The sequence below is a fragment of the Paraburkholderia sp. genome, from assembly GCF_024281035.1.
Lineage (GTDB): Bacteria > Pseudomonadota > Gammaproteobacteria > Burkholderiales > Burkholderiaceae > Paraburkholderia.
The window spans coordinates 50,011-74,180 of the sequence record NZ_JAMXLH010000021.1; the positions used below are offsets into that span (position 1 = coordinate 50,011).

The 24,170-nt window shown below is 59.2% G+C and carries 24 protein-coding genes, 1 tRNA gene and 1 riboswitch; of the genes, 17 read left to right on the forward strand and 8 right to left on the reverse strand.

The features are described from left to right. Positions 1–23 precede the first annotated feature (23 nt). The 4 genes from Q0L30_RS05980 (at position 24) to Q0L30_RS05995 (ending at position 4,450) form a co-directional block, all read left to right on the forward strand. Positions 24–1,067, forward strand: a complete 1,044-nt coding sequence (locus Q0L30_RS05980; protein WP_296652540.1) for an adenosine deaminase — start codon at positions 24–26, stop codon at positions 1,065–1,067. 124 nt (positions 1,068–1,191) lie between these two features. Then, positions 1,192–2,511 (forward strand): guanine deaminase, encoded by a 1,320-nt coding sequence (gene guaD, locus Q0L30_RS05985; protein WP_296652542.1) that lies wholly within the window; start codon positions 1,192–1,194, stop codon positions 2,509–2,511. Positions 2,512–2,738: 227 nt separating this feature from the next. Then, complete coding sequence (locus Q0L30_RS05990; protein ID WP_296652545.1) at positions 2,739–3,431, forward strand: cysteine hydrolase; 693 nt, start codon at positions 2,739–2,741, stop codon at positions 3,429–3,431. Positions 3,432–3,641: 210 nt separating this feature from the next. Next, positions 3,642–3,799: riboswitch (yybP-ykoY riboswitch) on the forward strand. A 78-nt stretch (positions 3,800–3,877) separates the two neighbouring features. Then, a complete protein-coding gene (locus tag Q0L30_RS05995) occupies positions 3,878–4,450 on the forward strand; it encodes a TMEM165/GDT1 family protein (protein WP_296652547.1) in 573 nt (190 codons plus the stop codon). A 60-nt stretch (positions 4,451–4,510) separates the two neighbouring features. Here Q0L30_RS05995 and Q0L30_RS06000 read toward each other — a convergent pair whose 3' ends face one another. Then, positions 4,511–5,197: a DUF4136 domain-containing protein gene (locus Q0L30_RS06000; RefSeq protein WP_296652550.1), complete on the reverse strand. Its 687-nt coding sequence runs from the start codon at positions 5,195–5,197 to the stop codon at positions 4,511–4,513. 384 nt (positions 5,198–5,581) lie between these two features. Here Q0L30_RS06000 and pepN point away from each other — a divergent pair, with 384 nt between their 5' ends. Both pepN and Q0L30_RS06010 read left to right on the forward strand, forming a co-directional pair. After that, positions 5,582–8,284, forward strand: coding sequence for an aminopeptidase N (gene pepN / locus Q0L30_RS06005; RefSeq protein WP_296652553.1), 2,703 nt, complete (start codon positions 5,582–5,584; stop codon positions 8,282–8,284). Between the two features lie 39 nt (positions 8,285–8,323). Then, positions 8,324–8,578, forward strand: coding sequence for a hypothetical protein (locus Q0L30_RS06010; protein WP_296652556.1), 255 nt, complete (start codon positions 8,324–8,326; stop codon positions 8,576–8,578). A 99-nt stretch (positions 8,579–8,677) separates the two neighbouring features. Here Q0L30_RS06010 and Q0L30_RS06015 read toward each other — a convergent pair whose 3' ends face one another. Further along, on the reverse strand, positions 8,678–8,974 hold the full coding sequence (locus Q0L30_RS06015) for a hypothetical protein (protein ID WP_296652558.1): 297 nt from the start codon (positions 8,972–8,974) through the stop codon (positions 8,678–8,680). Positions 8,975–9,188: 214 nt separating this feature from the next. Between Q0L30_RS06015 and Q0L30_RS06020 the strand changes: the two genes are divergently transcribed. The 4 genes from Q0L30_RS06020 (at position 9,189) to Q0L30_RS06035 (ending at position 12,138) form a co-directional block, all read left to right on the forward strand. Continuing rightward, complete coding sequence (locus Q0L30_RS06020) at positions 9,189–9,497, forward strand: hypothetical protein (protein WP_296652561.1); 309 nt, start codon at positions 9,189–9,191, stop codon at positions 9,495–9,497. A 35-nt stretch (positions 9,498–9,532) separates the two neighbouring features. Further along, entirely contained in the window at positions 9,533–10,549 is a 1,017-nt protein-coding gene (locus Q0L30_RS06025; protein ID WP_296652563.1) for a class 1 fructose-bisphosphatase, read from the forward strand. 61 nt (positions 10,550–10,610) lie between these two features. Further along, positions 10,611–10,686 (forward strand) — tRNA-Thr (locus tag Q0L30_RS06030). Positions 10,687–10,863: 177 nt separating this feature from the next. Beyond that, complete coding sequence (locus Q0L30_RS06035; protein ID WP_296652566.1) at positions 10,864–12,138, forward strand: integrase arm-type DNA-binding domain-containing protein; 1,275 nt, start codon at positions 10,864–10,866, stop codon at positions 12,136–12,138. A gap of 70 nt (positions 12,139–12,208) precedes the next feature. Here the strand turns inward: Q0L30_RS06035 and Q0L30_RS06040 are convergent, their stop codons facing one another. The 5 genes from Q0L30_RS06040 to Q0L30_RS06060 form a co-directional block, all read right to left on the reverse strand. Continuing rightward, a complete protein-coding gene (locus Q0L30_RS06040; RefSeq protein ID WP_296652567.1) occupies positions 12,209–12,658 on the reverse strand; it encodes a hypothetical protein in 450 nt (149 codons plus the stop codon). A gap of 862 nt (positions 12,659–13,520) precedes the next feature. Then, on the reverse strand, positions 13,521–14,237 hold the full coding sequence (locus Q0L30_RS06045) for a Rha family transcriptional regulator (protein ID WP_296652570.1): 717 nt from the start codon (positions 14,235–14,237) through the stop codon (positions 13,521–13,523). Positions 14,238–14,240: 3 nt separating this feature from the next. Then, on the reverse strand, positions 14,241–14,444 hold the full coding sequence (locus Q0L30_RS06050; RefSeq protein ID WP_296652572.1) for an AlpA family transcriptional regulator: 204 nt from the start codon (positions 14,442–14,444) through the stop codon (positions 14,241–14,243). A 121-nt stretch (positions 14,445–14,565) separates the two neighbouring features. Then, positions 14,566–15,984, reverse strand: a complete 1,419-nt coding sequence (locus Q0L30_RS06055) for a hypothetical protein (protein ID WP_296652574.1) — start codon at positions 15,982–15,984, stop codon at positions 14,566–14,568. A 243-nt stretch (positions 15,985–16,227) separates the two neighbouring features. Further along, positions 16,228–16,353 carry a hypothetical protein gene (locus tag Q0L30_RS06060; protein WP_296652578.1) on the reverse strand — a complete coding sequence of 42 codons (126 nt, stop codon included), beginning with the start codon at positions 16,351–16,353 and terminating at the stop codon, positions 16,228–16,230. Positions 16,354–16,416: 63 nt separating this feature from the next. Here Q0L30_RS06060 and Q0L30_RS06065 point away from each other — a divergent pair, with 63 nt between their 5' ends. The 3 genes from Q0L30_RS06065 (at position 16,417) to Q0L30_RS06075 (ending at position 18,921) form a co-directional block, all read left to right on the forward strand. Next, positions 16,417–17,058 carry a hypothetical protein gene (locus tag Q0L30_RS06065; protein WP_296652581.1) on the forward strand — a complete coding sequence of 214 codons (642 nt, stop codon included), beginning with the start codon at positions 16,417–16,419 and terminating at the stop codon, positions 17,056–17,058. Between the two features lie 299 nt (positions 17,059–17,357). After that, a complete protein-coding gene (locus tag Q0L30_RS06070; RefSeq protein ID WP_296652583.1) occupies positions 17,358–18,212 on the forward strand; it encodes an isocitrate lyase/phosphoenolpyruvate mutase family protein in 855 nt (284 codons plus the stop codon). Positions 18,213–18,534: 322 nt separating this feature from the next. Beyond that, the gene (locus Q0L30_RS06075) at positions 18,535–18,921 is read left to right on the forward strand and encodes a hypothetical protein (protein ID WP_296652585.1); all 387 of its coding nucleotides are present in this window, start codon (positions 18,535–18,537) and stop codon (positions 18,919–18,921) included. A 457-nt stretch (positions 18,922–19,378) separates the two neighbouring features. Here the strand turns inward: Q0L30_RS06075 and Q0L30_RS06080 are convergent, their stop codons facing one another. Beyond that, positions 19,379–20,005: a tyrosine-type recombinase/integrase gene (locus Q0L30_RS06080; RefSeq protein WP_296652589.1), complete on the reverse strand. Its 627-nt coding sequence runs from the start codon at positions 20,003–20,005 to the stop codon at positions 19,379–19,381. Positions 20,006–20,208: 203 nt separating this feature from the next. On the opposite strand from Q0L30_RS06080, the gene Q0L30_RS06085 reads away from it, so the two are divergent. From Q0L30_RS06085 to Q0L30_RS06100, 4 genes are all read left to right on the forward strand, one after another. Further along, a complete protein-coding gene (locus Q0L30_RS06085; RefSeq protein WP_296652593.1) occupies positions 20,209–20,598 on the forward strand; it encodes a hypothetical protein in 390 nt (129 codons plus the stop codon). A 234-nt stretch (positions 20,599–20,832) separates the two neighbouring features. Then, positions 20,833–21,114, forward strand: a complete 282-nt coding sequence (locus Q0L30_RS06090; RefSeq protein WP_296652596.1) for a hypothetical protein — start codon at positions 20,833–20,835, stop codon at positions 21,112–21,114. A 390-nt stretch (positions 21,115–21,504) separates the two neighbouring features. Then, positions 21,505–22,461, forward strand: a complete 957-nt coding sequence (locus Q0L30_RS06095) for an alpha/beta fold hydrolase (protein WP_296652597.1) — start codon at positions 21,505–21,507, stop codon at positions 22,459–22,461. A gap of 1,049 nt (positions 22,462–23,510) precedes the next feature. Beyond that, positions 23,511–23,798 carry a YciI family protein gene (locus Q0L30_RS06100; RefSeq protein ID WP_296652599.1) on the forward strand — a complete coding sequence of 96 codons (288 nt, stop codon included), beginning with the start codon at positions 23,511–23,513 and terminating at the stop codon, positions 23,796–23,798. The last annotated feature ends 372 nt before the right edge of the window (positions 23,799–24,170 follow it).

Below are 24,170 nucleotides of genomic sequence, written 5' to 3' on the forward strand. Positions count from 1 at the left end.
CCTTTTTACCGACCGACCAGATCATGGCAAACACAAACCAGGCAATCTCCCTCACAGAAAGGGCCGTTCGCGCGCCGAAGTCCGAACTGCACATCCATATCGAAGGCTCGCTCGAACCCGAGCTGATCTTCAAGCTTGCGCAGCGCAATGGCGTCAAGCTGGCGTACGACTCGATCGAGTCGTTGCGCGAGGCGTATGCGTTCACCGATCTGCAGTCCTTCCTCGACATCTACTACGCGGGTGCGAGCGTGCTGCTCACGGAAGACGACTTCTACGACATGACGATGGCCTACTGCGAGCGCGCGCTCGCGGACAACGTCGTGCATGCCGAGATTTTCTTCGACCCGCAGACGCACACCGAACGCGGCGTGGCCATCGAAACGGTTGTCGCGGGCATCGACCGCGCGCTGGCCGATGCCGAAAAGCGCGGGCTCACGAGCAGGCTGATCCTGTGTTTCCTGCGCCACCTGAGCGAAGCCGATGCGCTCGCAACCTTCGACGCCGCGCTGCCGCTGTTCGACCGCTACGCGCGCCTCATCGGCGTGGGGCTCGATTCGTCCGAGCGCGGACACCCGCCCTCGAAATTCGAGCGCGTGTTCGAACGGGCGCGTGCCAAGGGCCTGAAACTCGTTGCGCACGCAGGCGAGGAAGGTCCGCCGTCGTACATCTACGAAGCCCTCGACCTGCTCAAGGTGGACCGCGTCGATCACGGCGTGCGCAGCATCGAAGATGCGGCGCTCGTCACGCGTCTTGCCGACTCGCGCGTGGCGCTCACGGTCTGCCCGCTGTCGAACATCAAGCTCTGCGTATTCGACGACATGACGAAGCACACGCTGAAGGATCTGCTCGACCGCGGCGTGGCGGTGACCGTCAATTCAGACGATCCGGCCTACTTCGGCGGCTACGTGAACGAGAACTACACGGCCATCATCGACGCGCTCAAGCTCGATGGGAGCGAGGTGTACGCGATCCTGCGCAATGGCTTCGAGGCGTCGTTCGTGACGCCGCAGGAACGCGACGCGCTGATCGCAAAACTCGACGCGTACTGGCACGGCGCGAGCGCCTAAGCACATAAGCGCGCAGGCAACCGCGGCCCGATAACGCCGACGCGCGCCGTCGCTTCAGGCACGGCGCGCGCCGACGAATACCCGGCCGCATGTCATGCCCGCATCAACCGGAGACGCTGTTCCCATGACTCAATCGGCTTACCGGGCGAAGCTTCTGACGTTCACGGGCGATCCTGCGCAATCGCCCGACGCCGCGGTCTTTCACGAAGACGGCGTCGTGATCGTCGAAGACGGCCATGTGGCGGCAGCGGGTGCGTGGACGACGCTCGCCGGGCTCGTCTCGGGCGATGCGGGCGTCCATGACCTGCGCGACAAGCTGATCGTGCCCGGCTTCATCGATACGCATATCCACTATCCGCAGACCGACATGATTGCGTCGCCCGCGCCGGGCCTGCTTCCGTGGCTCGAAACCTGGACGTTCCCCACCGAGCGCCGCTTCGAAGACGAAGCCGTCGCGCACGATACGGCGCGCTTTTTCGTCGATGAACTGCTGGCGAACGGCACGACCACGGCGCTCGTCTATTGCACGGTGCACAAGCAGTCCGCCGATGCGCTTTTCCGTGCGAGCGAGGCGAAGAACCTGCGCATGATCGCGGGCAAGGTGCTCATGGACCGTCACTGCCCCGCGTTCCTGCGCGATACGCCGCAATCGGGCTACGACGACAGCGCCGAACTGATCGGCCGCTGGCACAAGCGCGGCCGCCAGCTTTACGCACTCACGCCGCGCTTCGCGCCCACCTCGACCGAGGCGCAGCTCGAAGCCTGCGCGGCGCTCGCGAAGGCGCATCCGGACATCTTCATCCAGAGCCACGCCGCCGAGAGTCGCGAGGAGGTGAACTGGGTGAGCACGCTCTTTGCGCACCGCCGCAGCTACATCGACGTCTACGATCACTACGGGCTGATGCGACCCCGTGCCGTGTATGGCCACTGCATCTGGCTCGACGACGAGGACCGCCGCCGCATGGCGCAAACGCGCTCGGTCGCCGCGCACTGCCCGACGTCGAACCTGTTCCTCGGCAGCGGCCTGTTCGATTTCGATCGCGCCAGCGAATCGGCCATGCTCGTGACGCTCGCGACGGACGTCGGCGGCGGTACGTCGTTTTCGATGCTGCAGACGATGAACGAAGCGCACAAGGTCGCGCGCATGGGCGGTCATCACCTCAGTGCGACGCGCATGTTCTGGCTCGCCACGACGGGCGCGGCCGAGGCGCTCGATCTCGGCGACATGATCGGCACGCTCGCGCCGCATAGCGAAGCGGACTTCGCCGTGCTCGATCCGCAAGCGACGCCGCTGCTCGCACGGCGCACGGCGCGCGCGCAATCGCTCGAAGAACTGCTCTTCGCGTTCGCCATGCTCGGCGACGATCGCGCCGTGTACGAAACATATGCAGCGGGAAAGCGCGTGCATCGGCGCGGCGAGCGCACGAAGCGAAGGAATGTTTAACCTCGGACGCTCACTGACGAATCATCCGTACGGATCCTGCATTTTTTTGTCAGAAATTATCCCCGCCGCGTAGACGCTCTCCAGAGGGTTTTACCCCCTGATTCAAGACGGAAACTGCGCGCCGCATTTCATAGGACTGCTTCAGACCAGATACTTTTTTCTGGTGGTAAGGTCGCGCTTGAGAAAGTTGCCAACCGCCCAGCCCGGGTCTCTGGAGAACGTCAGAAATGGACAAATACGCCGCCCCTGCCTCATCAATGCTTCCGCCGTCGGACATGGCTCTTGTTCTGCCGCGTACCGCTCTCGTTGTCATTGACCCCCAAATCGATTTTCTGAGCCCGAAGGGTGTCGTCTGGGGCGCAGTTGGTGAGAGCGTCACGGAACTGAATACCGTTGCGAATCTCGGCAAGTTGTTTGCCGCAGCGAAGAAAGCCAATATTGTTGTGGCGATCTCGCCGCACTACTACTACCCATGGGATAACAACTGGAAATTCGAAGGCGCACTTGAAAAACTCATGCACAAAGTGGGCATGTTCAAACGGCCGAGTCCGTATTCCGTGGATGGCTTCGAGAATTCCGGAGCCGATTTCATGCCCGAATACAAGCCGTACATCCTCGACAATAAAACCATTATTGCTTCGCCTCACAAGGTCTACGGACCGCAGCAGAACGATCTCATCCTGCAATTACGAAAGCACCGTGTCGATCAGGTGATTCTGGCGGGCATGTCCGCGAACCTGTGTGTCGAATCGCATCTGCGCGAATTGCTGGAGCAGGGTTTCGAGGTGGCGGTCGTCCGCGACGCAACGGCTGCGGCAATTCTTCCGGACGGCGATGGCTACCAGGCCGCAATAACGAACTTCCGCTTCATGGCGAATGCCGTGTGGACGACCGAAGAGACAGTCAAGCGGCTTTCGTAACGATTTTGCGTAGATGTACGTTTCAAATATGTTTCGTTAATCAGGGTATTGCGCAAACACGCAATACCCTGATTTTTTGTGTGAGCCGCAGTTTGTCACGCCGTCGTCGCGCCGACACCCTCCAGCGGAATCGTAGCGGCACAAAGCGGTGCGGTTCGGCGCAATTTGGCGCCATTCACGACGAGTTCGCGCCACGCTGCGTGCTATAATCCGCCGCTCATTGGGGAGTAGCCGCCCCGCATCGTGCCGCGCCACGAGCCTGTGACCAGGTTTGACGCGATCCGCGCACGACCCGCGGGGGCACCTGTCAACAGACTTGGCCGAAACGGCCATGGCAGGTGCAGCCTCTGGCCTGGCGAGACCGATGACCCACGCGCGCCGCTAACAGGGCCCGGCGCGTCGCGGGTCGTCGCTCGCACACATCCGGCCCGAGGATCCATCAAAACGTGAACCAGGCATTTCTCGTCTCCGCAGGCGCCGTTGCGCTCGCTGAAATCGGCGACAAGACCCAGTTGCTTTCGCTCGTCCTCGCCGCACGCTATCGCAAGCCGGTGCCGATCATCCTCGGCGTGCTGGCCGCCACGCTCATCAACCACGCGGGCGCCGGAGCGCTCGGCGCGTGGCTCGGCGCGCTCGTCACCCCTTCGGTGATGCGCTGGGCACTCGCCGCCTCATTCGTCGCGATGGGCCTGTGGATACTCGTGCCCGACAAGCTCAGCGAAGGCGAAACCGACGTCAACCGCACGCAACTCGGCGTGTTCGGCGCGACTGTCGTGACCTTTTTCCTCGCCGAGATGGGCGACAAGACGCAGATCGCCACCGTCGCGCTCGCGGCGCGCTTTCACGATTTCTTCGGTGTGGTGGCCGGCACGACGCTCGGCATGATGATCGCCAACGTGCCCGCGATCCTGCTCGGCGACCGCTTTGCCCACAAGCTGCCGACCCGGCTCGTGCACGGCATCGCCGCGGTTCTCTTCGTCGTGCTGGGCGTGCTCGCGGTGATGGGCGTAGGCGTTTAAAGCCAGGCAAGCGCGGTTTTTGCCAGCTTGCCGCTGGCGGTAACCGCTTGCGTGCGCCCGCTACTTCGCCGTAGCGGCGGCAGCCGAAGCCGGATCCGGCGCACGCACCGCGCTCACTTCGTTCAGCACCCCGGCGTTCTTGACGACCGGCAGCTTGACCTCGCGCACCGAACCATTCGCCATCGGAAAATCCGCAAGCGCGCTGCGCACCAGATACGGCATCGTGCGCATGAGCGACGGCTCGTCGCCCTCAGTGCGCGCCGTCACGTTATAGCGCTCCGCGCCCGTCGCGCGGTCGGTGATGCGGATGCCGAGCATGTGCGAATACACCGGATACACCTGGTCCACGTAAGCAGGCGGGAACGCGCCCCACGGCGACCACGGACCGAACCGCCTCCGGTACGGTCCCGGCCACGGCTGGAAGAACATCGGCTGCTCGACGACCATCTGATCCATGTGGCTGCCATAAGCGAGCGCCACCAGATAACGCGCCTGCGGAACGGCCGCCTGGTGGAACGCGTGCGAGGCCAGAGCATCGGCGACGAACACCTCATAGGTCGCCTGCTCAATGGTCTGTTTCTGGCTCGCAGTGCGCGTGAAGGCGTAAGTGCGCGTGGCGTCGCTGCCGCCGTCCCACGCGGAGAGCGCCGTCACCTGGCTCGTCACGTAAGTCGTGCAGCCGGACAGCGTCACGGCGAGCGCCGCCAGCAGCATCGGTGCGCGGCGCGTCCATCGGTGGTGCTTCATTGTTTTCTCGTACCCATAAGTCCAGAGTGCTGTCGCCGCGGCCACCGCCGCGCAGTTTGCCCGGCGTTCACCCCGCGTTCGGTGCGCGTTCGACACGCGTTCGATGCGAGTTCGACGCGCGTTTGACACGACTGCGCGGCCGCACCCATTCCAGTTCCCTGCCAGATCAAAACGGCCGCGCCGGGTTGGCAGGCCGGGTCTGCAGGCGCAGCAGTGCGATCATACTGACTTGCCCGCACGATCGGGAAGAAGTTCGCGCCGCAGCCCAGCACCGGACAACCGGTCCGCGCCTTTGTACAATGGGGCGATCTGCGGCGCCTGCCGGCCGGAACCCGCTGCGGGACCACGCGCGCTGCACCACTCGACGAAACCGCAACCCAGACCATGTCCGATACCGCCACGCCCAACGTGATCCGCCGCGCCGACTACGCCCCTCCTGCCTTTCTGATCGACACCGTCGATCTCGAGTTCGACCTCGTCCCCGACCGCACGATCGTCAAGAACACGATGCGCGTGCGCCGCAATCCCGCCGCTGTACACACCACCGCGAGCACCGCCGATCTCGAACTGATGGGCGAGCAACTGGAATTCGTGAGCGCGGCGATCGACGGGAAGCCGTACGCGCGCGCGCGCGCCCACGAGCACGGACTCACGCTCGAGAATGTGCCCGATGCATTCGAACTCGTGCTCACGGGCGCCTGTGCCCCGGCCGACAACACGACGCTGTCGGGCCTCTATGTATCGAGCGGCAACTTCTTCACGCAGTGCGAGGCCGAGGGCTTTCGCCGCATTACCTGGTTTCTCGACCGCCCCGACGTGATGGCGACCTACACGGTCACGCTGCGCGCCGACAAGACCGCGTATCCGGTGCTGCTCTCGAACGGCAACCTGATCGCCGAAGGCACCCTGCCCGATGGCCGTCACTATGCGAAGTGGGAAGACCCGTTCCGCAAGCCGAGCTATCTGTTCGCACTGGTCGCGGGCAAGCTCGTCGCGCTCGAAGAGCGCATCAAAAGCGGCTCGGGCAAGGAAAAACTGCTGCAGGTCTGGGTAGAACCGCAAGACCTCGACAAGACGCGCCACGCGATGGATTCGCTGATCCACTCGATCCGCTGGGACGAAAAGCGCTTCGGGCTCGAACTCGATCTCGACCGCTTCATGATCGTCGCGGTCAGCGACTTCAATATGGGCGCGATGGAGAACAAAGGGCTCAACATCTTCAACACGAAGTACGTGCTGGCCAATCCCGAAACGGCCACCGACACCGACTTCGCCAACATCGAAGCCGTGGTCGGCCATGAGTACTTCCACAACTGGACCGGCAACCGCGTGACCTGCCGCGACTGGTTCCAGCTGAGCCTCAAGGAAGGGCTCACGGTGTTTCGCGACCAGGAGTTCTCGGCGGCGATGTCGGGCGGCGACGAAAACGGCGCCGCGCGCGCGACCAAACGCATCGAAGACGTGCGCGTGCTGCGCCAGGTGCAGTTCGCGGAGGATGCGGGCCCGATGGCGCATCCGGTGCGTCCCGAGAGCTACGTCGAAATCAACAACTTCTACACGATGACCGTCTACGAGAAAGGCGCGGAAGTCGTGCGGATGTATCAGACGCTCTTTGGCCGCGACGGCTTTCGCAAGGGCATGGACCTGTACTTCCAGCGCCACGACGGCCAGGCCGTCGCCTGCGACGACTTTCGCGCGGCCATGGCCGACGCCAACGGCCGCGACCTCGCGCAATACGAGCGCTGGTACAGCCAGGCGGGCACGCCGCGCGTGACGGTCACGACGCACTACGACGAAGCGCACAGGCGCTACAGCGTGACGCTCGCGCAGGATTACGCCAACGGTTCGCCCGCCGCACGCGAAACGCAGAAGGGACCGTTGCTGATTCCGTTCGCGATCGGCCTGATCGGGCCGGACGGCGCGGACCTGCCGCTGCGTCTCGAAGAGGAAAGCGCCGTGAGCGGCACGACGCGCGTGCTCGAATTCACCGAGGCGCAGCAAACCTTCACGTTCGTCGACGTACCCGTGAAGCCGCTGCCTTCGTTACTGCGCAATTTCTCGGCGCCCGTGATCGTCGAGTACGACTACAGCAGCACTGAACTGGCATTCCTGCTCGCCCACGACAGCGATCCGTTCAACCGCTGGGAAGCGGGACAGCGCCTCGCAACGCGCGAACTGCTCGCACTCGCGGCGCGCGCGGCTCGCTCGGAACCGCTCGAAGTCGACAACGCGCTCGTCGACGCCTTCCGCCGCGTGCTCAACGACGAAACGCTGTCGCCGTCGTTTCGCGAACTCGCGCTGATGCTGCCGTCGGAAACCTATCTCGCCGAGCAGATGGCCGAATCGAATCCGGCCGCCGTGCACGCCGCGCGCCTGTTCGTGCGCAAGCGCCTCGGCGCGGCGCTCAAGGCCGACTGGCTCGCGAGCTACGACAAGCACCTCACGCCGGGCGCCTACGAACCGACGCCCGAGGCCGCGAGCCGCCGCGCGCTCAAGAATCTCGCACTGTCGTATCTTGCGGAACTGGACGACCCGGCCGATGCCGTACGCCTCGCCACCGCGCAATACGATGCTGCCGACAACATGACCGATCGCGCGGCGGCGCTCCAGGCGCTGCTGAACGCGGCGGCGGGCACGGGCCGCGACGTCGCTCGGCACGCACTGGAAGACTTCTACGTGCGCTTCGAGCGCGAGCCGCTTGTCATCGACAAATGGTTCGCCCTGCAGGCCGCGCAGCGCGGCAGCGCACAGCATCCGGTGATCGAAACCGTGCGCGCGCTGATGACGCATCCGGCGTTCAACCTGAAGAACCCGAACCGCGCACGCTCGCTGATCTTCAGTTTCTGCGCGGCGAACCCGGCGCAATTCCACGCCGCCGACGGCTCGGGCTACGCGTTCTGGGCGGAGCAGGTGCTGGCGCTCGACGCGTTCAACCCGCAGGTCGCGGCGCGTCTCGCACGCAATCTCGAACTGTGGCGCCGCTTCACGCCCGCTCTGCGCGAGCCGATGCGCGCGGCGCTGGAGAAAGTTGCGGCAGAAGCGAAGTCGCGCGACGTGCGCGAGATCGTCGAGAAGGCGCTCGCCTGACGCGGCAGCACGTCTAAAGCCCTCCCCCGAAAGCTGGCCATGCAGGCCAGCTTTTTTATTGCCAATATTGTTGGCATTTTTGTCGGGATTTTTTGCCGGATGATTTTTGCCGGAAACAAAAGAAAGGCCGCTGTCCCCCAAGGACAGCGGCCTTTCTTGCGACGGGCGGAAAAATATTCGTCCGCTGCGACACGCGCCAGGCCAGTCGATGTTTCGCTCTGCCGGGGCTTGAGCGGCTCACGCCCTCGTCGGCATTTGCGCATCCACGACGCGTGCTTCGTCGCGAAGTTTTGATTCCCGGCGACGCTCGACTGCATCGAACCGTGCAGGCCGGTCGTATCAGGTCATATCAGGTCGTATTGAGTCGCGCCTGGTTGTCGTCCTCGATCGCGCTTATTTACCGGCGGGCGACGCGGTGGTCGGTGTCGCCAGCGTGTTGTTGACCCCGTAAGCGGGCGTGCCGGGCATCGAACTGCTGTTCATGCCCGTCTGCGAAACCGAGTTCGGCGCCCCGCCCATGCCGCTGTCCGTATTGGCAGCGCCTGGCGTGCCGTAGCCGCTCGTTGCATGGGGGGCGGCCGGCGAGACGGTGGTCGGGGTCGCCAGCGTGTTGTTGGCCTGAGCGTAAGCGCCGCCCGACAATGCGAGTGCTGCGGCGGCCGCGACTAACGTGCTGATTGCCTTATCCATAGCTCGTATCTCCTTGATTGGGCTGAAATATCGACGCAGCCGATCGCCGCCTGCCTGACGATGCACTGAGCAGTCACCGTGGCCAGTGCACTCATCCGCACCAAGACGACGCACATCGCAGGGATGCGCCATCTATACCAGGGAGATCCGCCGCCTAGTTCAGCCGCACCCATCGCGTGCGATTTCATCGCGGGCCAGATGCGGAAGACGCCGCATGGCCGGAATCGACGCGAACGGGCTCATGCGGCCCGCACGCACAGTCGAATTGCACGAGATCGCGATGACTGGCGGCTACGGCGACATGACTGCTCAATACCCAGGACGATGGAAAAATAAAGGGACCGATTTCCTGAAGCATTTCCTACAGTATAGGCCGCGCTATAAGTGTGCGCTGTCAGCGAACCAGAACGCCGACAATCTGCACATCCGCCCCGGCCCGCCGTTGCCTCGTTTCCCGGAATTCCGCGCTGAACCTTATTTTTTCCGTCCGCCACTGTCAGGCCCGGCGGGGCCGAGCGGGTAGAATCGGGCTATTCCTTAGCGCATCCGGAGTTTTCCATGGCTTTGCAACGTCGAACCACCCTCACGAAGTATCTGATCGAGCAGCAGCGCGAAAATCACAACCTGCCTGCCGATCTGCGCCTGTTGATCGAAGTCGTTGCGCGCGCATGCAAGGCGATCAGCTACAACGTCAGCAAGGGCGCGCTCGGCGATGCGCTCGGCACCGCCGGCAGCGAGAACGTCCAGGGCGAAGTGCAGAAGAACCTCGACATTCTGTCGAACGAAATCCTGCTCGACGCCAACGAATGGGGCGGCAACCTCGCCGCGATGGCGTCGGAGGAAATGGAAACCTTCTTCCCGATTCCGGCCAACTACCCGAAGGGCGAATACCTGCTGGTGTTCGATCCGCTCGACGGCTCGTCGAACATCGACGTCAATGTGTCGATCGGCACGATTTTCTCGGTGCTGCGCTGCCCGGACGGCCAGCAGGCCAGCGAAGAGTCGTTCCTGCAGCCGGGCATGCAGCAGGTCGCCGCGGGCTACGCCGTGTATGGCCCGCAGACCGTATTCGTGCTCACGACCGGCCACGGCGTGAACTGCTTCACGCTCGATCGCGAACTGGGTTCGTGGGTGCTCACGCAGAGCAACATGCGCATCCCGGAAGAGACGCGCGAGTACGCGATCAACGCGTCGAACGCGCGCCACTGGTACGAGCCGGTGCAGAAGTACATCGGCGAGCTGAACGCAGGCAAGGAGGGTCCGCGCGGCGAGAACTTCAATATGCGCTGGATCGCCTCGATGGTCGCCGACGTTCACCGGATCCTGAACCGCGGCGGCATTTTCATGTATCCGGCCGACCGTCGCGATCCGTCGCGGCCCGGCAAGCTGCGTCTCATGTACGAAGCCAACCCGATGGCGTTTATCGTCGAGCAGGCGGGCGGCGCGGCGACCAACGGCAACGAGCGCATCCTCGACATCAAGCCCAAGGGCCTGCACGAACGTGTGGCGGTGTTCCTCGGCTCGAAGAACGAAGTCGAGCGCGTAACGCGCTATCACCACGAAGCAAAAGAATAGAAAAGATGGGAGGAATACTTGCACATCTGCGAAATTCTTCCTATAATCTTCCTTCTCTGATGCCGGAATAGCTCAGACGGTAGAGCAGCGCATTCGTAATGCGAAGGTCGGGGGTTCGATTCCTCTTTCCGGCACCAAAAGAATTTCCAAGCAGTTCCGAGATGTTCCTGAAACCCGCGACAGCCAAGGCTTCGCGGGTTTTTTGTTGTCTGTTGGTGTTTGTTATGTCGCGCCTAAATCCGGGTAATCCGGGGGTAAGCTTGGGGGTATAGTAAAGCGGGGGGGGGGTACGCTCCCTGGGCGGGAGAAGCACCATGGGCAAGTCTTCAGGCTTATCTGACATGCGCTGCCGGCAGGCTCGGCACGATCCGTCTGGCGGCAACAAGCTATTTGACGGCGGCGGACTGTATCTGGCGTTGATGCCAAGCGGTGCGAAGAAATGGCGCCTCAAATACCGCTTCAATGGCAAGGAAAACCTGCTGACGTTTGGTGACTACCCTTCTGTCACGTTAGCGGAAGCACGCGAGCGGCGCGAACGAGCCAAACGGCTATTGACCGATGGCATCGACCCGGCCTTGCAGCGTGACATCGACCGCCAGACTGCATCACTGGCAGCCAATATGACGTTTCGGACACTTGCCGATGAATGGCTCAACATCAAGCGCCCTGGATGGAGTGCTGGTCACGACAAACGCGTTACCGCGATCCTCAAGAACGATCTTTATCCGCACATCGGTAAGCTGCCGATAACGGGAATAACCGGCCCCGCTATTCTCGCGACGATCCGGAAGATCGAAGCGCGGGGTGCCCATGAAATAGCCGTCAAGGCACTGGAAATTTGCAGCGGTACCTTCCGGCACGCATGCGCCTGCGGAGCAACCGACCGCGACGCTACCATCGGATTGCGTGCGGCGCTTGCGCCGCGCCCGCCAGTCAAACATTACCCTCACGTCACGGAAACCGAGCTTCCGACCCTACTCGAACGTATTGACGGGTATTCGGGCAATCCAGAAACGAAGATCGCCCTCAAGCTCATCATCCTGACTTTCTTGCGCACGACTGAACTGCGCTGGGCACGATGGGATGAATTTGATCTTGAAGCCAAGGAGTGGCGTGTCCCCGCAGAGCGCATGAAGGGTAACAAGGCGCAGAAAGCATCCGGCATTCCTCATATCGTGCCGCTGGCGGACCAGACACTGGAGTTGCTCGAAGAATTGCGGCAATTTACCGGGCGCTATCCACTACTCTTCCCCGGCACGAAGAACCACTTTACCCAGGCTATATCAGCCGAAACGATTAACAAGGCGCTGAAAATTCTCGGCTTCGAAGGCAGGCAAACTGGACACGGCTTCCGGGACCTTGCTTCGACCATCATGAATGATCGAAGCGGCATAAATCCCGACGTTATAGAACGTCAGCTCGCACATACTATCGGCAGCCCTGTCCGACGTGCATACAACCATGCGCAGTACATGGCTGAACGTCATCGGCTTATGCAATGGTGGGCCGATTATATCGACCAGAAATCAAGCATCTCGACCACCACGAGCGCACATCAGCACGCAGCAGAAACTGAATCTGCGCCCTGAGAAATCTGCGGTGCTGGTTTGTCCACCCAACTTCAAAGCATCGCGCGTCGCACTTTCCGACGACTGGCCGCTAGAGATTTTCTGTATCCGGTCGGATAGGAAATCCCTGATAACCTCGGATTGCTCCGCCACCCTGCTGATCGAAGGCCTCCTTCGACAAGGCACTCCTCGCCGAGTCAACCCAGCCAGAATTTGAGCTTGATCGAGTGTTTGGCGAGTGCAAAGTCGTCGCCCCACCTTTTCTTTTAGCCGATTTCCGGACCGTCGCGGCCTTCTTCGGACTGTACAGCGCGTACTTGACGGCCCCGATGCCAACATCGAGACCCTGACGCTTGGCTTCTTCGACGATCTCGTCCAACGAGTAACCCTTTTCCTGCGCCGCGCGTATCTTGGCCTTGATTTCCCTCATCCCGTTACTGATCGTGACACGCTGGTTGTCTCTCGGCTTTTCGGGGAGTGCATCAAGAGCCTGCGCAAAGACATCCCACTGAACCCGAGTATAGCTTTTCGAAACGGGCATGATGGCCTCCAAGCAATCAACATGAAGCCATCATGCTAATCAGAAAAGGAGGCGTCAATACCCAGATATACGATCAATCCGATTATTTGGAAGCCGTAGGACAACGTAGGAATATGTCGGAAAGCGAAATTTTTTTCATCGATTGATCAAGACCTCAGACTCCGTTTCGTCACTCTTCAAACTCCCGATACTCCCCGGCAACATCAAGTCATTCCACCTACAAGAAATTCACGGGCAACACATCGACGTGGATATCGAGCACACTGCACCGCTTGTAGCGCGTGCCCTCAGACTACTCTGCGCATCCGAACAAATTCCAGATGAATCGCCGGCAACCGAAGACAGTCAAGCTGGTTGACTCTACACCATCGTGGCCAAACTATGGCACGTGAACGTGCCCAGTTTGCTCGCGGAACGGATGAAACTTCCCGTCAATAGCGCGTCACCTCGGTGGAACAAGCTCACCGACTGGACGAACATGTGACGCAAACTCAGTCGGGCAATCTCGCTAACCACCGTAGGCAAGCACATTCCCAGTCTCAGACTTTAAGTGCCCAAAAACATCTAAAAACCAAGTACTGCAGGATAGGCAAGCGCCGGTTTTTGGCACCACGCACGAATTTGACGCGAGCGAGACTCCCGAACTCACAGCGTAGTGTTCGTTCGTAATTGGCGACTAGGCCGTCCAGGTTGATGCACGTAACACGGACAACGTATTCGGCAAAGAACTCGCCCGACTTCCCGAAGATGGACGAGAAGCGCTGCCTAGCCATGGCCTACCATGCCAGTGGCCAAAACAGAGCTCCACCCGCCGCGAGACGGTCCGCTGCATATTGATTTGCACGTGCGAATCCGCCGATGATCACTGCACACCTTCCGACAGCTTTGGTATGCGCAGCAATGCGGCATAGGCTGTCAACAGAGACTTACGTTCGTCATAGCTCTTTCCCATGCCGATCAACGCAGCATCACGTACCTGCAGGCGGCTCAGGACGCGTAGATCGGACGCGTTCAGGGCATCCCGGTAGAGTGGCCCGAACACGCCGGAGAAAGCCTGATTCACAAGGCGCGCTTCGTTCGCATAGTGATGCCCCCGTGTCACCTTACCTTCAGCTTCGCGGGTCAGTGCCAGCATTTCGGAAAGCAGCGCGTAGCTAGTCGCGGCGTCGCGACGTGCAGCAAGCCGATCCGGTGCGGTACGTGCCGACAGCTCGCGACGCATGGCGAGGAACGAATCGACCAGACGGGATTGGCCGATGCGGGAATTGCGTCCACCGATAAACGGCATCGCTATCAGCGCACCACGCTCGTCCAGCTCGATCATGCGCTGCTGGCGGTTCATCTCGTCGGTGTCCGAGATCTCCCCAAAATTGGGGCGATCTATCGAGCCGTCCGCGATCAGACTGTCGAGCTTGCGCAGTACGTGATCGTGTCGCCGCCCGAATTCGCGGGCAATCGTCCGCGAGTTCGTGACCAGTTCACCTCCACGGACATGCACCAGCAAGGTATGGCCATGACTGGGAGTCTGGGCAACGTCCGTGCGAGCGGCGCGTCCCGTTTGTTTTTGGAGAATCGCCATCGCTTAGCCCTCCACGCGATAGCCGGCAGGATCGACCAGCCATGCGTCGATGTCAGCGCACCGCCATGCAAGGGAACGCGCGCCAATACGGGCAGCTCGTGGAAACATCTTCTCACGCATCCGCCGATGGATCGTCGTGCGACTCGGGCCGGATTCAATCTCTATCTGACGACGACGGATTAACGTCTGCTGAATTTGCACCACCATGCTCGCTCCTTGCGATTAAGGAGCGCCCCAGCCTATCCGGGGCGCATGGCATCCCATTATTAACATCCGATGCAGGAAGTTAAGCCGTACGCCAGTAGGCTTTATCGTGTACCAGTACGCATTACAGTACGCCAGTGGGCTGTTTTTTTTGCTTGCGATATCCAGTGATGTGAGTGCGAATTGTTCGCCAATCTAGCGGTACGAGATTAATCCTTTCCATTTCGTCGGCAGCGCCATCCAAGTTTTTATCTTGCTCATATTGAGCAAGGTTGTCTCTGCACCAAGCGAAGATAGTTTCCTTATGTTTCCGATTCTCTTCGTTTGTTTTATCACCCCCCTTCTTGGCGACCGACGATTTAGCCCGTTGAGACGCAGCCTCCTCAATTTCATCCATACTGCGTACCGATGCTGCGCCAATTTGCTTTAGAGCAGCGGCCGTGTGAAGCATTGCATCATGAAACCGCCCTTCCAATACAAATCTCTCAGCGACTAACAGATTAAAGCCCGCCAGGTAATAACACCATCCGCGTCTAACTTGCCAATAAGTCAAGCCGACATCTTTGCTCGCTTCGTAGAATTTCTGGGCGGTTCCCGAGTGGCCGGTAGCGCCATCGATCCGCACACCGCGAAATTCACCCTGTATGAAGCTGGGCACATAGTCTTCAGACATTTCTACCGTAGATTGATTGGAACCCTCGATTGGTATAAACCGCATAAGTCCACGTGTAGCTTCAGATTTCCCTTCTCCCGTATAGAGTGAAAAACAGCGAAGCACCTCATCTTCAGGGATTAGTGCCAACACGCGCTCAAGGTCTCTGCCGGTATTACACAGCAATGCCACTACCGAGGCCTCCGGGCCTTCATAGCTTTCTGGCGACAGGCTAACCCGCATCCGCTGTCTGAGTTCCTTCGCTCCTTCCAGAGCATTGGACAGCGACACGGACTCCACCGTTGAACAAGTTTTCAGATCCAGAGATAAAGCAAGCGGTACTGCACTTGCATTAGCGTGCTCGGAAATAAGAGCGTGCAAGTCTTCGGCTGCAATCCAGATTTTTTCGCGCGGGGCCTTTGTATGATCGGGAACGAAGTCAAACCAAAAACGGCTGCCTTTATTCGCTTCAGGCTTACGGCGCACGACTTGTACAAGGGATCCACCATCATGATCAATGAGCAGAAGTCCGCCATTCCATCGCGCTTCAGCCATCGTTTCATCAATGGGAACGAAAATCACTATTCCGCTTCCAGGGCCGTTATATATCTTGTAATAGCCCATTAATCCCATAACCTGAACATCGTCATCGCATCTGTAATCTACAGGCCCGCGCCTTGCATGCGTAGAGTCATTGGGATCTGGGTTGTAATGACATGCAGGATAAACATATCTAGCATAACGGCCAGTGGCATCGAACCACGCTGGTAACTCGTCATAGTTGATCTTGTCGAGTATGTCGCTGACGGTAATCGGCTCGCCAAGCTTAGCGGCCGCTACTTGCGCGGCTTCTTCGAGGGTGTACCAGTTCTTGAACGATCCGATTTCCATTGCGCTCCCCTTAACGCATAACCCTTGAGAAGAAGTCGCGCCAGCCCGGCAAGGGAACCGGGAATTCAGGGATCAACCTAGACACGACCCCTCAAGCATACTGTGTTTTTGTACAGGTCGGAATATTGTGGACATGGTGGCTCCCTGCGGACATCGGAATCGATGCCCCAGTGCCAACTACGCATCAGCTCGTACCCCTACGAATCCGTATGGTCAGCTTGAAGGCGGCCACGCGATAGACCATCAGAGCGTTTCCATCACGACGGCCGGCGACTGCCGGTCGGCCTCCGCCGCCAGCATCAGACAGTAGTCGGCCACGAGCCGCCAGTCGAGGTCGAGGTCGAGGTCGAGGTCGAGGTCGACATCCATTTTGAATAGCCGGGGGCTCGTCCGCCCCCGCTCAATGGCCGGTTTCCGCCGAGCAAATTGCCGGTGGCACTGCCTCAACCCGGCCAGTATGAGACACTCGACAGCGCTCTAAAGAGCGTCGACAATCCCCGAAGTGCCGCGATAATGATTCGAATTCAGGCTTCGCGCCGGAAAATTCGGGTTGAAAGCGCCAAAAAATTGAACCGGCTAGCCGAGACCTGCGTTCAACATCGAACAAAGAATAATCAAATGAGAAGAAGACTTTCTACCGCATTGATCGTCACAGCCCCTTTCATTTTCTTTTCGATCATCCTTTCTGGCTGTGCTACGTATGCAGCCGACGACTACGAAGCGATATTTATAGGCGACTTCAAAGTCGTCAAACAGGATGAACACCGCCCCCTACAGACAGCGACAATCAAGTTCGACAAAGATCGCAACGGATACATCGCACTTCAAGCTCCGGGACAGGACAGTTACACATCGGTTCATCTTTGGGCATGTAGGTCTTTCGACGCTCATCGGGACGGTCATAACGTTCAGCAAGTCAGGTGCGGGGGCGACGATGGCCAGTCTTACTTTTTCAATAAAGAAGCGGATTCAAATGGAAGTCCAATGGATAGCGCAAAAATCGATTTGTCAATCGGACGAGCAAATTGGTATTGGCATCATTACGCTCTAACCCGCGTCGTTCCAACATCCTGAACGTCGCTTGCTGCGGGCGGTTCAGCATCCGACGGATTTCCGGGTACGGCCAGGAACGGACGGCCGACACCACTGGCTAGATAGTCGACAAATGCAGTGCCGCCCCTAATTTGCGCTATCCGCTACCAGGACCGTCATCTCCGATTGGCGGGGGCGAACGCGCGGCTTGAACCGCAGTGCCGGCTTTTCGATCAAGTGCCATGACACAACGGATATTCAGACCGCCCAGGACGTCCGCTCAGTTTCACGTTGAATATCAGTATGATCTCCGGTTGTTAATTCAGACGGAGCTTCTAGCCATGCACATGCAATTGACAAAAGCCCAGAGATTTCGTGAGCTTCACACCAAATCCGAGACTTTCCTGATGCCGAACGCCTGGGATCCAGGAAGCGCTCGAATGCTTGCGTCAAGCGGTTTTTCAGCAATCGCCACTACGAGCGCAGGCATCGCTTTTTCGCTTGGACTACCTGACTACGAAGGTGCCGTTTCGCAGAGGGTAATGGTTGACTGCATCCATCGCATTACCCGCTCGGTGGAGTTACCAGTGAGCGCCGATCTGGAAGCTGGATATGGAACGGAGCCAGTCGACGTAGCCAAGACCATAGAACTTGCGGTTTCGGCGGGAATAGTCGGCGGGAATATCGAGGATTTCACAGGAAATTCGGCTGCACCACTGTTCGACTCGTTGCTGGCGGTAGAGAGAATTCGAGCGGCCCGCGCCACCGCCGACGCTAGTGGCATTCCGTTTACGCTGACAGCACGCACGGATTGCTATCTCGCGAAAATGGAGAACGCGTTCTCGGAGGCCGTCCGTAGGGCAAATCTATACAGGGAAGCCGGTGCGGATTGCCTATTCGTCCCTGGTGCTTCTGATCCGGGAACAATTGCAGAACTTGTGAAGGAGATCGACGGCCCGCTGACCGTCGTCATGGGCCTGACTGGATTATCCATCACGGTCGCTCAACTCCAAGACATCGGCGTGCGGCGCGTCACTATCGGCGGAAGCCTCGCACGAGCAACCTATCACCTCATCCGAAAGGCGGCGCAAGAGATGGCTCTCCATGGCACCTTTGACTATGCAAGCCAGCAGATTCCAGATGCTGAACTCTGCGCATTCTTTTCCGCGGCTGAGGCTGCATCCCCTGCTATTTGATTAGGCAGATTTCCAAAGGGCTGCACTCCGATGATTGTTCGTCTGACTTGCAGTTGCATACTGGCGCCGGTTGGCGGTGCGCCTGGGCGACCGCTCTTGGGAAGCGACAACTTCCGCTTTGGGTCGGGTTGCGTCAGTCCACTCCTCAAATTCATCACCGGAAAACAGCCAGTGGAATTCTGCTTCCCGGAGGCGGCCAGTCGGCAGTGCGTGCTCCCGACCCTGAGCGGTCCTTCGAATGCGCCGATAGCGGTCATTCGTTATTGGGTTTCGGCGTTGGTATGATTCGCATCTGATTGAGAGGAATCGGGATAGATCAACTATGAAACTCGAAATCGAGGGCGGACCGGTAAACACCGCGCCGACTCCCGCACAGATCACACGTGGGCTCAAGTCGCTGCGAAGCTACGGCAAGTCATCTCATGCGTCATTGACTGACGACGCGGGCAACTACGTGCAAGTTGCCGACGGTGGCGTCAGCTGTATGATTGAGCGCTTTGAATTCGGCGCGCAACGATGGAGAGCCTTCCATAACAAACCTTCGCCTGTACGCCCTGACGGCACGATCCTGGTCTTCAGAGCGGGCAACATTCCGATGTGCTCAGATGAATGGTTCATGGCCGACCAGGTCGTGGAAGTATTTCTGGCCTTCCTCGGCGGAACACAGTATCCGCCATTTGTTCACTGGCGGTTAGCGCCGGGCTTCTGAGCTTGAGACCCTAATCGAGAGTCTCGAAGCAAGTACGCCATCTGGCGCTCGTACGCAGCGGGAGAATAGGGTTGCCGATCGAGATCGCCCTGCACGTTATATTCCCCGTAGCCTACAAATTCATAGTAGACGGCCATAGTCTCTGCATGTGAACGCGTCCAAAATGTCCAGACCCATTCACTTCCAGACTCATTAAGCGCACGTGCTGCGTCGCCATCTGGTCCATATGGAACGCATGTAGGAAGCGATTGTCCGTGCCCGTCGGGACATAGCCAAACCTCATGCAGATACCCAAGGCAGTATCTCATCTCCGTGTGTCCTGGATTGGTGATTCGGTCGTCGTGCACGAGCGCGTGACAATCGAACTCTTGAGCGAGGCATTGTCAGCTATCTTCGTGCTTGGGTCGAGTGTCCCTTCCTGGCCGGTCAGCGTCCCCTCGCTAACAGGCCTGCCAAGCTAGACCTCTGTCTGCTCCGCCAGTTCAAGTGCGTCATCTACCTCGATGCCAAGGTAGCGGACCGTACTTTCAAGTTTCGTGTGGCCGAGCAGCAACTGGACAGCCCGGAGGTTCTTCGTGCGACGATAGATCAACGACGCCTTGGTCCGGCGCATCGTGTGGGTGCCGTAAGCGGTGTCGTCCAGGCCGATTGACGCAATCCACCGATGGACCAGCCGAGCATATTGGCGCGTCGACAGGTGTGGGGAGTCGTGAATTCTGCTCGGGAACAGGAAGTCAGTCGTGTGCAGCCTTGCATGCCCTATCCATGCCGCCACGCTGTCGCGGGTCTGTTCAGTGATCTCGAACTGTACCGGCCGTTGCGTCTTCTGCTGCATGATTGTCGCGCGGCTGGCGACGTGCTCCCCATGACAGACATCCCACACCCGCAGCTTCGTCAGATCGCATGCGCGAAGCTTGCTGTCGATGGCGAGATTAAACATGGCTAGATCCCGCACGCGGGACGAAAGCTGCAGGCGCACACGGATCGCCCAAATCTCTTTGAGCTTCAGCGGTGGCTTCTGCCCGGTCAGTTTCCCCTTGTTCCACGGCACCCGCGACCGACCGGTGTTGGTTAGTGTGCTCATGACGATCTCCTTTCGATTGAAGGGAGATCCAGTCTGACTAATGGGCGCTACCCCGGCTAGGAAGCGACGGTCACCGGAAGCCTCGCGGCGACTCGAACATCAGCAGCACACCCCAAAGCGACCATCCAATCGATATCTCAAGTTGCAGTGTCGGGCTGCCGTTAAGCCGAATTGGCTCCAGAATGTGCTGCGGGCAACCGAAGATGAAACGACAAAACTGGCTTCTCAGCGCCCGAATTTATCTAAGTGACTGGAGCCGCCCATTCTTGGTCGGTATCGGGTTTATTGTGTTTGGTATCGCTATTTACCTGTACCTAACGCATCACTTTGCGAAAGAATTTTCGGACCGGACGATGTACCACGCCGCAGCAATCATCGAGCGCGTCGAACCGCTACGCACAACGGCACGACAAGGGTTTCGACAAGGGACGGTGGTGACCCTCAAAATACGCGGGCAGGACGTTGAACACACTGTGGAATTCGACGCTCATCCAGGAGAGTTAGTAGATGTTGACTACTCGCTAGGCACTAGTGGAACGGTATACGTCTGGGGCGTCCAACAGGCCAAGGACAATAATGGATGGACTCAGTAGCTAACGACAGTGCATCGTCCTCGTCCGCCAGACGAACGTGAGCGTTACGGTTCCTGAGGTGCCGGTTTGGGTCGGGATATGCCTTCCGCATAGATGCATCCGGTGACGACTGCGGGTGCGGTCAGTCGGTCGGGGTGCGGCCAGAAGCGGTCAGTCGACATCGGTGCCTAGATCATTGACAATCTCGACGCGTATCCAAATGCGCCTTCACAAATAGCTGCAAGGTGGCAACAGATGAAATTTCACATCATAGAGGATGGTAACTTTTCAGGATGGATGCGCTCCACGCTTGTCATCGGCGGGGTCGGCGCAATTATCCTTGCCCTCGACGCGACCCGGCTCTTATCCGCGGTGAGACTATTTCTCTTTCTGATCGGGTTCCTTTTAGCCGGAATAGGCGGTTATGCTTCTAAGGCCCATTCGCTTCGCAACAAGCCGTTCGATAACTCGTACAGGAGAGCTCGTAAAACCTATGAGACGACGGGCGATTCCGATGGCCCAAACCTGAATAGTTGAGTTTTTCGGAAGATCTTAGGTGGGGATTGGGTTATTAATGGCCCTTCGCCATCGGGCCGCATTCGGCCGAGGCTGTGTAAAAACTCGAAATTGCCCGGTTTTCAGGTGTCGCTTTACCCTTCCCGAAGTGCCACGGAGCCAATACAGAGCATTCTGGTGGGTCAATCTTCGAACCCGATGTCGAAGTCGCACGTTTTTGCACAGCCTCGGCCATCAGACACCATTCGACTGCGCGGGAAGTCGGACATCTGAGCGACCGCATCATCCGAAATCCCGCCCATGGTGCAAGAGGATAAAGTCAGAACCTGATCGCATTCAGCTTTTGAGCAGTTTCACCGTGATACCGCCAATCAGCGTATTGAAAGCAAACAACTTGCCTCTCAAAATCACATGAAAACGTTCATATCGGCCGTTCTGTTGTGCTTGTCTGCGGCAATCGCACACGCCGCGGGAATAAAGTTCGCGCAGATTCCGGCCGATGCCGGCGGTCCGGCGTTAAAGGCGATAGTGTGGACGCCGTGCGCAGAGCCTGCCCAAGAGGTACCGATCGGGCCATATGTCCTGAAAGGGCTGCGCGACTGCCCGACCGTTGGCGAAAAGCTTCCCCTCGTTGTCATTTCACACGGCTATGGCGGATCGTACCTTGGCCACCGAGACCTTGCCGAGACGCTTGCCGACGCGGGCTTTGTCGTGGCGGCAATCAATCATCCAGGCGATACATTCTCTGACATGACTCGCGCCGCCGATATGTCTGTGTTCGTCGAGCGACCGACTGACATCAAGCGTCTTGTCGATTACATGTTGAGCGCCGCCCCCGACGCGGCCAGACTCGACCCTCAACGGATAGGCTTTTTTGGCTTTTCGCGCGGCGGCTACACGGGCCTGGTGTTGGCCGGCGGTAACCCGGATTTCCCGCACGCCGATATTACGTGCCCGGACCCGAGAGCCCCGATTTGCAAACAGGTCCGAAGTGGAGAGGTACCCACCGATCACCTGACTCATGATGCGCGGATCAAAGCCTTTGTGCTGGCGGACCCGTTAAATGCATTCCCAACCACGGAGAGCCTGAAGAACGCGCAAGCGCCAGTCCAGCTTTGGGCTTCCCAGTTCGGGGGCGACGGCGTGCTGCCGCGCAACGCTGACGCACTCGCCAGGACCCTTCCTCACAGGCCTGAATATCACATTGTTTCCAACGCGGCGCATTTTGCCTTTCTTGCTCCATGTCCTGCGGCAATGAAGCACAATGAGCCGGGGCTCTGCGTCGATGCGAACGGCTTCGATCGCATAGTCTTTCACAAGCAGTTTGACGAAATGGCGCTTACGTTTTTTCAAGCGAATCTTCGGTAGATCCCAGCGTGATCCGCCAGACCGCACGTGCCAGATGAGTCGGATCGGGAAGCGGCCATTGCACCTTGAAAGCTGCCGTTCATGCGTCTTTGGGTCGAGGGTCCGCTTCGGGTCGATGTGACTCGTTCGTTTTCTCCCGAAGGCGACGCTCGTTCGAACTGACGACCATCTCCTCCATGGATATGGATTCACCCCTGCACCGCGCGGGCTTTTTCTTCGACTACTGACTCTCTCCCTGTTGCAGCACTCGGTGTTATAGTCGGTCGCTCATCCAGCGACGCTCTGACCACCATGTCCTGCGAAGCCTGCGAAAGAATGCAACTGGGCGACAGCGTCCAGCCACACAACGGGCTGCGGATAACCGACAGGCAGACCCGGCTACGCCCGCTCGGCCGCCGTCCCGTTTTCCTGCAACGTTTCTGTTGCTGCGTATGCAGCACAAACTGGTTACTGGAACTCGATCCGCGTGATCCGGATCACCCAGATTGGGTTTGCCTGTATCAGGCCTCAAGTATTCTCGACCCTGTCTCGGTGATTCATCAGGGCACCCGTTCTTCGCTTCCTCCTTCTGCCACCGGACGGGCCGAAGTCGTACGCGGCGCGACTCCTGAACGACTCCTCCACAGCCTTCCTTGACCCGACGCCCCCCCTAATCAGCTAACGACGTCCGTGGCGTGCCACCCTGTGAGTTGACCAGCGGCTACAAGTTCTTCATTCTGGCCACTGCAATACGGATGCTCGAACGAAACCCCAGCCTTGACGCGATTCATCTGAACAGTGGCCATTTTGTCGAAGCGTATCGCTGAACACTTAGGCCCATGAGTTGTGAGCCACGAGAATGTAGGGCTTCTCGTAGGAGTGACAGTCTGCGTTCGCCGCCAACAGATGACCGATAGGCGCTGTGGGTTCAACCGGTCGATGCAACACACTAGAACCTGCGTGAGCAGCGGAGGTGTTGCAAATGGAACAGAGACCCCGGATCTACACGCTAAGCCAAATGTTTTCCGGGATCTCCGCATGGTCACATTCAAATTTTATAGGTCGCAACGATGTATATCGTAGAACTCTCGTATCTGAAGCCGCTTGACGCCATCGAAGTTCAGCTGGAAGCACATCGTAGCTTTCTCGATGCGCAATATGCCAATGAAGTGTTCCTCGCGTCCGGGCCAAAAAATCCGCGCAATGGAGGTGTGATCCTTGTGAGCGGCCGTATCGCCCGCGCAGAATTGGATGCGATCCTTGCATGCGACCCGTTCCATCAACACGGGCTAGCGGCTTACCACGTGACCGAATTCGCACCGGTGAAATTTCATCCCACGCTGAAAGGCATTCTGTAAAGAGCCCTCTCTTGGTCAATGAAACATTAGGGATCGACCGGAGGCCGCTCGCGGAATGCCTTAGGCGTCCGAATGTCGGGCAGGCGCCTCGGGCGACCGTCTCATGCTGGCCGCACTCCGACCCATGGTTGGATCGTGGGAGGCCGCGAGCGATAGATCTATGCGAGAGGCATAAGGCGACCCGTTCCGGCCGTCGCCCACTTCCTGGCGAATGACCGCTACTGATCGGCAAGAGGTCAACGGTTCCTACAGGTTGCGCAGAAACTCAATCACGGCGATGTTGACCCGGTCCGGGGCTTCCTGTTGCAGCCAGTGGCCCGCTCGTGGAATGATTTGAGAATCGCGTAGATTGGGCACCAGCTTCGGCATCGC

Coding starts and splice junctions, on each gene's coding strand:
- Q0L30_RS05980 (WP_296652540.1), top strand. CDS start 24: ATGGCAAACACAAACCAGGCAATCTCCCTCACAGAAAGGGCCGTTCGC.
- guaD (WP_296652542.1), top strand. CDS start 1,192: ATGACTCAATCGGCTTACCGGGCGAAGCTTCTGACGTTCACGGGCGAT.
- Q0L30_RS05990 (WP_296652545.1), top strand. CDS start 2,739: ATGGACAAATACGCCGCCCCTGCCTCATCAATGCTTCCGCCGTCGGAC.
- Q0L30_RS06000 (WP_296652550.1), bottom strand. CDS start 5,197: ATGAAGCACCACCGATGGACGCGCCGCGCACCGATGCTGCTGGCGGCG.
- pepN (WP_296652553.1), top strand. CDS start 5,582: ATGTCCGATACCGCCACGCCCAACGTGATCCGCCGCGCCGACTACGCC.
- Q0L30_RS06010 (WP_296652556.1), top strand. CDS start 8,324: ATGCAGGCCAGCTTTTTTATTGCCAATATTGTTGGCATTTTTGTCGGG.
- Q0L30_RS06015 (WP_296652558.1), bottom strand. CDS start 8,974: ATGGATAAGGCAATCAGCACGTTAGTCGCGGCCGCCGCAGCACTCGCA.
- Q0L30_RS06020 (WP_296652561.1), top strand. CDS start 9,189: ATGGCCGGAATCGACGCGAACGGGCTCATGCGGCCCGCACGCACAGTC.
- Q0L30_RS06025 (WP_296652563.1), top strand. CDS start 9,533: ATGGCTTTGCAACGTCGAACCACCCTCACGAAGTATCTGATCGAGCAG.
- Q0L30_RS06035 (WP_296652566.1), top strand. CDS start 10,864: ATGGGCAAGTCTTCAGGCTTATCTGACATGCGCTGCCGGCAGGCTCGG.
- Q0L30_RS06040 (WP_296652567.1), bottom strand. CDS start 12,658: ATGCCCGTTTCGAAAAGCTATACTCGGGTTCAGTGGGATGTCTTTGCG.
- Q0L30_RS06045 (WP_296652570.1), bottom strand. CDS start 14,237: ATGGCGATTCTCCAAAAACAAACGGGACGCGCCGCTCGCACGGACGTT.
- Q0L30_RS06050 (WP_296652572.1), bottom strand. CDS start 14,444: ATGGTGGTGCAAATTCAGCAGACGTTAATCCGTCGTCGTCAGATAGAG.
- Q0L30_RS06055 (WP_296652574.1), bottom strand. CDS start 15,984: ATGGAAATCGGATCGTTCAAGAACTGGTACACCCTCGAAGAAGCCGCG.
- Q0L30_RS06060 (WP_296652578.1), bottom strand. CDS start 16,353: ATGGATGTCGACCTCGACCTCGACCTCGACCTCGACCTCGACTGGCGG.
- Q0L30_RS06070 (WP_296652583.1), top strand. CDS start 17,358: ATGCACATGCAATTGACAAAAGCCCAGAGATTTCGTGAGCTTCACACC.
- Q0L30_RS06075 (WP_296652585.1), top strand. CDS start 18,535: ATGAAACTCGAAATCGAGGGCGGACCGGTAAACACCGCGCCGACTCCC.
- Q0L30_RS06080 (WP_296652589.1), bottom strand. CDS start 20,005: ATGAGCACACTAACCAACACCGGTCGGTCGCGGGTGCCGTGGAACAAG.
- Q0L30_RS06085 (WP_296652593.1), top strand. CDS start 20,209: ATGAAACGACAAAACTGGCTTCTCAGCGCCCGAATTTATCTAAGTGAC.
- Q0L30_RS06090 (WP_296652596.1), top strand. CDS start 20,833: ATGAAATTTCACATCATAGAGGATGGTAACTTTTCAGGATGGATGCGC.
- Q0L30_RS06095 (WP_296652597.1), top strand. CDS start 21,505: ATGAAAACGTTCATATCGGCCGTTCTGTTGTGCTTGTCTGCGGCAATC.
- Q0L30_RS06100 (WP_296652599.1), top strand. CDS start 23,511: ATGTATATCGTAGAACTCTCGTATCTGAAGCCGCTTGACGCCATCGAA.